The sequence below is a fragment of the Herbaspirillum sp. UBA812 genome (assembly GCF_002296545.1).
Classification (GTDB): domain Bacteria; phylum Pseudomonadota; class Gammaproteobacteria; order Burkholderiales; family Burkholderiaceae_D; genus Herbaspirillum; species Herbaspirillum huttiense.
On sequence record NZ_DBIC01000326.1, the window covers coordinates 3,147 to 4,050 of the forward strand.

General features: G+C 66.4%; 1 protein-coding gene. It reads right to left on the reverse strand.

Features of this window, described 5'->3' with window-relative positions; genetic code table 11:
* Window positions 1-904 (reverse strand): SfnB family sulfur acquisition oxidoreductase (locus B3873_RS21990; RefSeq protein WP_286869081.1); only part of this gene is annotated, 904 nt, incomplete at both ends.

Genomic DNA, 904 nt, shown 5'->3' on the forward strand with positions numbered 1-904 from the left:
GCGCACCGGATCATGCAGCGTGTGTACGCGCGCGTTGCGCCAGTGGCGGTCGAGGTTGTGGCTCGCCAGGGTCGCAGCCGAGCCGGAGAGTTCGAACAGTTTTTCCGAGGCCAGCAGGGCCACTTCGGTGGACAGCACCTTGGCCTCGGCCACGGCTACCGAGGCTTGCGCCATCTGCTCGAAGCTGATCTTGGCGGGCAGGCTGTCGAGCACGGCGGCCGCCTCTTCCAGCAGCGCTTCGGCCGCATGCAGGCGCAGGCTCAGGTTGCCGATGTCGCGCAGGATGTAGGGGTCGTCGCTGGCGCGCTCCAGGCCGCTGTCCACATAGGGACGCGAACGGGTGGTGACGAAGGCGATGGTGTCCTGCACGGCCGCATGGGCGATGCCGGCATCGATGGCGGCCTGGATCAGCTGCGAGACCGGACCGATGTTGTTGGGCTGTTGCAGCGCGTCCTTCAAGGGCAGCACCTGCGACGCCGGCACACGCACCTTGTCGAACACCACCGTGCCGCTGGCCGTGGTGCGCTGGCCGAAGCTGGACCAGTCATCGATCACCCGCACACCCGGCGCATCGTGGCGGCTGTAGACCACCAGCGGCTGGCCCTCGTCGTCAATGGCGCGGCTGGGGATCCAGTGCGCATAGAGCGCGCCGGTGGAATAGAAACGCGTGCCATTGAGCAGGTAGCTGCCGTCACCTGCTGCGGTGTCGAGGGTGGCGCGGGTGCGTACGTCCAGCACGTTCTTGCCGTTGCGCTCGGGACCGGCATTGCCCAGTCGCGCGCCTTCGAGCACCTCGTTGAAGAAGAAGCGCTGTTGCTCTTCGCTGGCGAGCTTGGCGATCAGGTTGAGATTGCCGAAATGATTTTGCGGAATCTGGCCGATGGAAGGGTCGGCGGCGGAGATC